Source organism: Micromonospora phytophila (assembly GCF_023656545.1).
Classification (GTDB): domain Bacteria; phylum Actinomycetota; class Actinomycetes; order Mycobacteriales; family Micromonosporaceae; genus Micromonospora; species Micromonospora phytophila.
Genome location: NZ_JAMOKF010000295.1, coordinates 1 through 6,931 on the forward strand (window position 1 = coordinate 1; position 6,931 = coordinate 6,931).

8 protein-coding genes are annotated in these 6,931 nt (G+C 72.8%); 5 read left to right on the top strand and 3 right to left on the bottom strand.

Annotated elements, in window-relative coordinates; genetic code table 11:
• Both NCC78_RS25165 and NCC78_RS25170 read right to left on the bottom strand, forming a co-directional pair.
• Window positions 1-462: hypothetical protein (locus NCC78_RS25165; RefSeq protein WP_372495198.1), on the bottom strand; the 462-nt coding region annotated here is incomplete at its 3' end.
• A complete protein-coding gene (locus NCC78_RS25170; RefSeq protein WP_250797481.1) occupies window positions 459-878 on the bottom strand; it encodes a YbaB/EbfC family nucleoid-associated protein in 420 nt (139 codons plus the stop codon). The genes NCC78_RS25165 and NCC78_RS25170, both read right to left, overlap by 4 nt.
• Before the next feature lie 98 nt (window positions 879-976).
• On the opposite strand from NCC78_RS25170, the gene NCC78_RS25175 reads away from it, so the two are divergent.
• From NCC78_RS25175 to NCC78_RS25185, 3 genes are read left to right on the top strand one after another with little or no spacing between them, the layout of a single operon-like run.
• The gene (locus NCC78_RS25175) at window positions 977-1,306 is read left to right on the top strand and encodes a hypothetical protein (protein WP_250797482.1); all 330 of its coding nucleotides are present in this window, start codon (window positions 977-979) and stop codon (window positions 1,304-1,306) included.
• A complete protein-coding gene (locus tag NCC78_RS25180; protein WP_250797487.1) occupies window positions 1,303-2,367 on the top strand; it encodes a WXG100 family type VII secretion target in 1,065 nt (354 codons plus the stop codon). The genes NCC78_RS25175 and NCC78_RS25180 overlap by 4 nt, the downstream gene beginning before the upstream one ends.
• Before the next feature lie 21 nt (window positions 2,368-2,388).
• Window positions 2,389-3,321, top strand: coding sequence for a hypothetical protein (locus NCC78_RS25185; protein WP_250797489.1), 933 nt, complete (start codon window positions 2,389-2,391; stop codon window positions 3,319-3,321).
• 90 nt (window positions 3,322-3,411) lie between these two features.
• Here NCC78_RS25185 and NCC78_RS25190 read toward each other — a convergent pair whose 3' ends face one another.
• Complete coding sequence (locus NCC78_RS25190) at window positions 3,412-4,383, bottom strand: aldo/keto reductase (protein ID WP_250797490.1); 972 nt, start codon at window positions 4,381-4,383, stop codon at window positions 3,412-3,414.
• A gap of 208 nt (window positions 4,384-4,591) precedes the next feature.
• Between NCC78_RS25190 and NCC78_RS25195 the strand changes: the two genes are divergently transcribed.
• Together NCC78_RS25195 and NCC78_RS25200 are read left to right on the top strand one after the other, a co-directional pair.
• Window positions 4,592-5,644 carry an LLM class F420-dependent oxidoreductase gene (locus tag NCC78_RS25195; protein ID WP_250797491.1) on the top strand — a complete coding sequence of 351 codons (1,053 nt, stop codon included), beginning with the start codon at window positions 4,592-4,594 and terminating at the stop codon, window positions 5,642-5,644.
• Window positions 5,641-6,477, top strand: coding sequence for an undecaprenyl-diphosphate phosphatase (locus NCC78_RS25200; RefSeq protein ID WP_250797493.1), 837 nt, complete (start codon window positions 5,641-5,643; stop codon window positions 6,475-6,477). Before NCC78_RS25195 ends, NCC78_RS25200 begins: the two co-directional genes overlap by 4 nt.
• Window positions 6,478-6,931 lie beyond the last annotated feature (454 nt).

A 6,931-nucleotide genomic window follows, 5' to 3' on the forward strand; every position in this document is an offset into this window, starting at 1 on the left:
CTCCGGCCGGGCCCCGCTCACCTCCGGTAGGCCGGCCTCGGGCCGAGCCTCGGTTTCCGGTGGCAGGGCGGGCTCGGGCCGAGCCCCGGTCACGGGCGGTAGGGCGGCCTCCGGCCCCACTTGGGGTTCGTCGGGCGGCAGCACCTGGCAGGAGAGTTCGCCCGGTTCGTCGGTGAGCACCTCCGCGGCGGTCCGCGCGACGAACCCGCTCCACCAGCGCAGGTCCTCAGCGGTGCGCGGAGTCTCGTACCACCAGCCGCCCCCGCCCCCCGGCGCCCGCCAGCCCAGTTCGGCCAGGCGTCGCTCGTCGTAGGTTGGGCAGACCCCCCGGACGGTGTCGCGGCGCACCATCAGGCGCAGCCGGCGGGGGCCGGCGGACAGTTCCAGGTCCGTGTCGCGGTCGCAGCGGGTCAGCGTGTCGTGGAGCCGGGCGACGACGTCGGGCCAGCCCGGCGAGGTCATGCCGGCTGCCCCGGCAGGCGGCGACCCAGCCGGTCCAGCCGACCCATGGTCTCCTCGAGGCGATTCAGTGCGGAGAAGTCGCCCGGCTGGCCGAACAGCTCGCCGAGGCTCGCGCCGAGCTTCGCGTCGAGCCCCTCGGTGCGCTCGTTGAGCTGGTCGATCGCGGCCGTCCTGGCCTGGCGGTAGGCGTCGAGCACCATTGCCGCGAGGCCCTCCGTGCCCGCCCGCAGCGCGGCCGGCTGGAAGGTCAGGGCGGTGAGTTCCCCGACGGCGTCGACCGTCACCGACACCAGACCGCTCTCGTCGGTGCCGCTCGCGGAAAGCTCGGCGAGATCGTCGTGCAGGCCGGCGAACTGCTGCTCGATGGCGGCGATCCGACCGGCGAGGGCATCGAAAGCAGATGCTGGATCGGTCATCCGTCCTGTCCTCCCCGTTGCTCGCACCGACCGGGGTGGCGGCCGGTGGCCGGTGGATCGTATCGTCACTGCGCCGACTGACGGGGGGAGGAGCGGCCATGCCGGACATCGAGGTGGACGTGGCGGCGGTCCGTCGACTGGGGACGGCCGCGGAGCAGGCGGCGGCGGGCCTCACCGGCCTCGGCAGCGCCATCGCCGCCGCGGCCGACGTGCCGCCCGGCGCCTTCGGCCACCTGCCCTTCGCCAGCGACCTGCTCCGCGACAATTACGCCGAGCAGGTCCAGGGCGGCGCGGAGCTGTTCCGTGCCGGGCACGACGCGTTCCGCCGGGTCGGCGCCACGCTGGGCGAGACCGCCGACGCCTACGAGCGCAACGAGCAGGAAATCGACCAGGGCTTCAGCACGATCGGCAAGGGGATGGGCCGATGAGCGGCCCCGCGGGCAGCGCCGTCGAGCTGTGGAAGGGCCTCGACAGTGCTCTCTCCACGGTGGACAGCGCCGTCGACAGCGTCTGCCGGACCCTCGCCTGGCCGCTCATCCAGCTCGTCGACCTGGTCGACGGCGAACCGGAGGTGCTGCGGGCGCACGCGACGCAGTGGGACGCGGTCGCCGCCCGGGTGCGGGAGATCGCGCTGGCCCACCGCGGTGTGCGCCAGGCGGAGCAGGCCGGGTGGCGGTCACCGGCCGGAAAGGCGTACGGCGAGCGCCTCGCCGAGGTGGAGGACCAGCTCCTGGACGTCGCCGACCAGTTCACCGCGACGGCGGACTACCTGCGGGGCGTCGCCGACGGGTTGCAGACCACCCACGACGTGCTGGTCGACATCTGCGTGGAGTTCGTCAACTTCCTGCTGGTCACCCTGGTCACCGCCCTGCTCATGGCGCCGTTCACCTACGGCGCGTCCTGGGCCGCGGGGCTCGCCGTCTCCGCCACCCGGCTGCTGATCGCCGCGACCCGGGCCCTGCGGATCATCCGGCCGCTCGTGCCGCACCTGCTGAAGATCGCCCGGGTGCTGGAGCGGGTCATCGCCCAGCTGCAGAAGCTGATCCGGCACCTCAACAAGCTGGCCGACAAGCAGAAGGCCCTGATGCGGGGCCAGAAGTACGCCGACAAGCGGCACGCCGCCGGGGGCGCGGACAAGTGGCACCACCGCTTCACCGACCCGGTCCGCGGCACGTACAAGCTCGGCAAGTCCGGTTCGCCGTTCGACATGAGCGCGTTCGACCGGGCCGGGGCGCTGCACAGCCACGGGCTCGTGGAGGGCGGCAAGGTCATCGCCCGGGACTGGGCGCAGAACCTGCCGTGGAACGTCCCGAACGCCGTGGTGCACGGGGTGACCTGGGGAAGCGTCGCGATCGCGAGCGGCCTGTCGGTGCCGGGCAGCGAGCAGGTCGGCGACCAGATCGAGCAGGGGGTCCAGGGGGCCGCCGACTGGGTCGACCAGAATGTCTTCGGGCAGCCACCCGCGGCGCAGCAGCCCGCGGGCCGGTAGCGGTCGAGACGGAGGGGCACTGTGACCGGAGCGTGGAACCGGATCACCCGGTTGACCGAGACGGTGGTGGGTCAGGCGCGCACGGCACGCGACCGGGCCCGCGAACTCCGGGCGGAGTTCCGCACCAGCGACGAGCCCGAGCGCCGGCTGGTGGCGCCGCTGGTGCCCGACCAGGAGGTCCGCTACGTCAGCCTGGTCGGGTTCAAGACCCACGAGTTCCACCGGCTGGGCGCCCAGTTCGCCGACACGATGGGCGACGCGCTCGCCGAGTCCCTCGACCCCCGGGTGCTGTTCGGGCTGCTCAACATCGTCAACCCGGTGGTCTGGGTGGACGCGGTCATGGCTCCGGTGCGGCTGGCCGCCGGGGTCCTCATGCTTCCCGGGCAGGCCGCCGCGGCCGCAGCCGGCCTTCCCGCCGCGGCCGCCGCGGACGCGGCTCGCGCCGAGCCGTCCCCGCCGGAACCGGCCCGCCCCGGGCCGCCCCGGCCGCCGGTGCCGCTCACCCCGGAGCAGGAGGCGTTCCGGGCGCTGTTCCGGCTCAGCCGGTACCGGCCACTGGCCGACCAGCTCGCCGAGATCGCCTACCGACGCCGGTACGTTTTCAGCGGCGACCTGGCCACCCTCGCCGGGAGTCTGCTGCTGTTCATGGAGCGCTACACCGGCACACCCGTCGCGGTGACCGACACCCACCTGCTCCTGCTGCGGATGGGGCCACGACCCCTTGAGGACAAGCCGGATCACCGCCGACCCCGAGTGTTGTGGAGCATCGACCGGCGGCGCATCGCCTGCATCGACTGCGACTACAACGTCACCCGGATGCTCCAGTTCCCCACGACGGTCGTCTTCGACGACGGCTCCTGGATCCGGCTGCTGAACCCGGCGCACCGCGAGGACCAGAACCGCTTCGTCGCGGCGTTGCAGGGCATCCCCGGCAAGCGGCCCTCCGTCACCTGAGCCGCGGCGCCGACGGTCGGCGCGGGTGTGCCACCCCGGTGCCGGTCCCGGCCGCGTCCGTCGCCTGGTGGCCGAGCGGCCCGCCCGAGGTCAGCCGTCGCGTTCCGGGTAGCCCACCGGCACCGCCGACACGTCGTCCAGGGCGGTGACGATCTCCTCCGGCAGGGTCATCCGCTCGACCTGCAACGCGCCGAGCAGCTGACCGACGGTGCGGGCGCCGAGGATCGGGGCGACCACCCCGGGCCGGTCCCGGACCCAGGCCAGCGCCACCTCCAGCGGGGAGACCCCCAGCCCGCTGGAGGCGGTGGCGACCGCCTCCACGATGCTGGAGCAGCGCGGCTCCAGGTAGGTGGCGACGAAGCGCTCGAAGTGCGGCGAGGCCGCCCGGGAGTCGGCCGGCCGGCCGTGCCGGTACTTGCCGGTGAGCACCCCGCGACCCAGCGGCGACCAGGGCAGCACGCCCAACCCGAGCGCGTCGCAGGCCGGCAGCACCTCCCGCTCCACGCCCCGCTCCAGCAGCGAGTACTCCACCTGGGCGGCCACCACCGGTGCCCGCCCCGGCCAGGCCGCCTGCCACGCCGCCGCCCGGGCGGTCTGCCAGCCGGAAAAGTTCGACACCCCGACGTAGCGGACCCGGCCGCTGGCCACGGCGTGGTCCAGCGCCGCCAGGGTCTCCTCCAGCGGGGTGTCCGGGTCGTAGCCGTGCACCTGGAACAGGTCGACGTGGTCGGTGCCCAGCCGGCGCAGCGAGGCGTCCAACGTCCGCAGCAGGTGCCCCCGGGAGCCGTCCCGGCGCCGCCCGCTGCCCGGCCGCAGCCCCGCCTTGGTGGCGATCAGCAGGTCCTCGCGGGGGACCAGGGTGCCCAGCAGGGACCCGATCACCGACTCGGCGTCGCCGTCGCCGTAGACGTCCGCGGTGTCGATCAGGTTGCCGCCCGCGTCGAGGTAACTCTTCAGCTGGGCGGCCGCGTCGTCGGCGTCGGTGTCCCGACCCCAGGTCATGGTGCCGAGCGCGAGCCGCGAAACCGCCAGCCCGCTTCGGCCGAGCGGTCGCTGTTGCATGGGTGAACCTTATTTCGAACCGGGCCGCACCGATATCCTCGCTCCCGTCAAGTGTGCCGGGCGAGTCGCGTTTCCGTCTGCCCGGCCGCCCGTACGCCTCTTCCTGCGCCGCGACGGTCGGCGCCGGGGAGGGGGTGAGCCGGTGACCGGGGCCCGCGCTGGCATTGCGTAACCTGATGCGACTTGTGGCGCGGATGGGGGAGGACCAGTGCGACTCGGACTCAGCCTCGGATACCAGACGGCGTGGAGCACGCCGGCCGACCACCTGGCTCTGGCTCAGGAGGCGGACCGGCTCGGCTATTCGGTGGTGTGGGCGGCGGAGGCCTACGGCTCCGACTCGCCCAGCATGCTGGCCTGGATGGCCGGTCAGACCGAGCGGATCGACGTGGGCAGCGCGGTGATGCAGATCCCCGCCCGTACCCCGGCGATGACCGCGATGACGGCGGCGACCATCGACGCGCTTTCCGGCGGCCGGTTCCGGCTCGGCCTGGGCGTGTCCGGCCCGCAGGTCTCCGAGGGCTGGCACGGCGTCCGGTTCGGTAAGCCCCTCGCGCGGACCCGCGAGTTCGTGGACATCGTGAAGCTGGCTATGGCGCGCAAGGAGGTCGCCTACGACGGCGAGTTCTACACGCTGCCCCTGCCCGACGGGCCGGGCAAGGCGCTGCGCCTGGGCTTCCACCCGCCGCGGGAGCACATCCCGATCTACCTGGCCGCCGTCGGCCCGAAGAACCTGGAGCTGGCCGGCGAGATCGCCGACGGCTGGCTGGCTGTCTTCTACGCCCCGGAGTTCGCCGAGGAGCAGCTCGCGTCGGTTCGCGCCGGGCGGGCCAAGGCCGGCAAGGAACTGGCCGGCTTCGACGTGGTCCCGTCGGTCCCGGTGGTGGTCGGCGACGACATCGCCACCTGCGCCGAGCTGGTCCGCTGGTACGCCGCGCTCTATGTCGGCGGCATGGGCAGCCGGAAGCAGAACTTCTACAACCAGCTAGCCACGCGGATGGGCTACGGCGACGCCGCCCGCGAGGTGCAGGACCTCTACCTGGCCAAGCGGCAGCGCGACGCGGCCGCCGCGGTACCGATGGAGTTCATCGACCGTACGTCGCTGCTCGGGCCGAAGGAGCGCATCGCCGAGCGGATGCGGGAGTACGCCGCCGCCGGCGTCACCACCCTCTCGGTGACCCTGTTCGTGGCGGACCGGGACAGTGGCGTGCAGACCCTGCGTACCGTCGCCGAGGCGCTGGACCTCGCCGGAGTGGGCGAGTGACCTGGGTCGAAGCCATCGTCCTGGGCATCGTCCAGGGATTGACCGAGTTCCTGCCGGTCAGCTCGTCGGGTCACCTCCGGATCACCTCGGCGATCTTCTTCGACCGGGACGCCGGGGCGTCGTTCACCGCCGTGACCCAGCTGGGCACCGAGGCGGCGGTGCTGATCTACTTCGCCAAGGACATCTGGCGGATCACCCGGACCTGGCTGCTCGGGCTGCGGGACCGCTCGGTGCGCTCCAGCCTCGACTACCGGATGGGCTGGTACGTGATCGTCGGCTCGATCCCGATCGGGCTGTTCGGCTTCCTGTTCAAGGACCAGATCCGCACCGCCGGCCGTAACCTGTGGCTGGTCTCCACCACCCTGATCGTCTTCGCCTTCGTGCTCGCCTTCGCCGAGTACTGGGGCCGGCAGACCCGCACCCTGGAGAACTTCCGGCTGCGCGACGGCGTGGTGATGGGCTTCGCCCAGGCGATGGCGCTGATCCCGGGGGTGTCCCGCTCCGGTGGCACCCTCACCGCCGGGCTGCTGCTCAACCTGACCCGGGAGGCGGCGGCACGCTACTCGTTCCTGCTGGCCATCCCGGCGGTGGTGATGTCCGGCATCTTCAGCGTCGGCGACGTGTTCGAACCCGCCGCCGCCGGCACCTCGGTGCCGAGCGTCGCCCAGATGGTCGTCGCCACGATCATCGCGTTCGGCATCGGCTACGCGGCCATCGCCTGGCTGCTGCGCTACGTCGCCCACCACACCCTGTACCTCTTCGTGCTCTACCGGGTCGCGTTGGGCACGCTGGTGCTCGCCCTGCTGATGACCGGCACCATCAGCGCCACCTGATCCCGAGAACGCCGACGGCCCCCGTCTCCCACCCCTGTCGGGGCAGGACGGGGGCCGTCACTCGTTCGCGGTACGTGGCGCTTGTACGCCACCGGCTGGCACCCCTTGTCCCGGGTTGCCGGCCATCGGTTAGTGGAGGTGCCGCTGACCGGCACCCCGTGTCTTCGGGCGCCGGCCAGCGGACGGTGCCGGATACGCCTACGGCCGGCACCCCTGTGCGGGGTGCCGGCCGTCGGTCGGGTGGATGTGCCGCTGGCCGGCGCCCGGTGATCGGGTGCCGGCCAGCAGTCCCCCTCAATAAAGTCAGCTGTTGTTCCAGTGCTTGGCGACGAGGTCGGCGGCCTGCTTCTCCCACTGCGCGTAGTGGTCGGGGTACGCCGACACCTGCACGGTCTGGGCGGCCTCGGTCAGCGGCATGTTCTTCCAGCCGTCGACCTGCTTGAGGCCCTTGAGG

Bases quoted from the DNA above. Each gene is read 5' to 3' on its own strand.
- NCC78_RS25170 (WP_250797481.1), bottom strand. From the start codon at position 878: ATGACCGATCCAGCATCTGCTTTCGATGCCCTCGCCGGTCGGATCGCC.
- NCC78_RS25175 (WP_250797482.1), top strand. From the start codon at position 977: ATGCCGGACATCGAGGTGGACGTGGCGGCGGTCCGTCGACTGGGGACG.
- NCC78_RS25180 (WP_250797487.1), top strand. From the start codon at position 1,303: ATGAGCGGCCCCGCGGGCAGCGCCGTCGAGCTGTGGAAGGGCCTCGAC.
- NCC78_RS25190 (WP_250797490.1), bottom strand. From the start codon at position 4,383: ATGCAACAGCGACCGCTCGGCCGAAGCGGGCTGGCGGTTTCGCGGCTC.